This window comes from Streptomyces sp. XY431, assembly GCF_001279805.1.
Classification (GTDB): Bacteria; Actinomycetota; Actinomycetes; order Streptomycetales; family Streptomycetaceae; genus Kitasatospora; species Kitasatospora purpeofusca.
This window is the reverse complement of sequence record NZ_LGDO01000290.1, coordinates 1-797: the sequence shown is the minus strand read 5'-3', so window position 1 is coordinate 797 and position 797 is coordinate 1. Positions and strand designations below refer to the sequence as shown.

Annotated in this window: 1 protein-coding gene; it reads left to right on the top strand. The window is 62.5% G+C overall.

The window, feature by feature from the left end; translation table 11 throughout:
• Positions 1 to 236: 236 nt before the first annotated feature.
• Positions 237 to 635 carry a lipocalin/fatty-acid binding family protein gene (locus ADK60_RS23840; protein WP_053648780.1) on the top strand — a complete coding sequence of 133 codons (399 nt, stop codon included), beginning with the start codon at positions 237 to 239 and terminating at the stop codon, positions 633 to 635.
• The last annotated feature ends 162 nt before the right edge of the window (positions 636 to 797 follow it).

Genomic DNA, 797 nt, shown 5'->3' with positions numbered 1-797 from the left:
AACGAGGACCCCCGCCCGTTCACCTGGACCAAGACCGCGGACGAGATCCTCGAACGGCTCGCCTCATATCTTGAACGAATTCCTGGTGCAGGACACTAGAAGGCTGATGAAGATCTTGCCCAGGTCGATCCTTGGAAAGCCCCTCCTTCCGCTGACCTACGCCTCTAACGTGATCAACGACGGCCGCGCGCCTTCCGCGCGACGATTCCACACATCAGGACAGGAGCGACACAACCATGGGCAGTGCCTCGGGCAAGTACGAGTTGGCCAGCAGTGATGACAACTACGACGCCTACCTCAAGGCGATCGGCGTGGGCCTGATGCAGCGCAACCTCGCGCTGAAGGCCAAGCCGACCGAGGAGATCACCGAGGTCTACGGCCGCTACACGTTGAAGACCCTCACCGCGCTGAAGAACACGGAGATCAACTTCGTTCTCGGGGAGGAGTTCGACGAGGAGACGTTCGACGGCCGCAAGGCCCGCACCACGGTGACCCAGGACGGGGACAAGTTCGTCCAGGTGCAGAAGTACGGCGACGTCGAGGCCACGATCGTGCGGGCCTTCGCCGACACGAGCATGGAGGTCACCTACTCGGCCAAGGGCGTGACCTGCGTCCGGAGCTTCCTCCGGCTCTGAAAGCCTGGTGGGGCGGGGATCCCCGACCCACCAAAATCAAGGTCCGCGCCGCGCCAAACTCGGCTAGTGTCCTGCACCAGGAATTCGTTCAAGATATGAGGCGAGCCGTTCGAGGATCTCGTCCGCGGTCTTGGTCCAGGTGAACGGGCGGGGGTCCTCGTT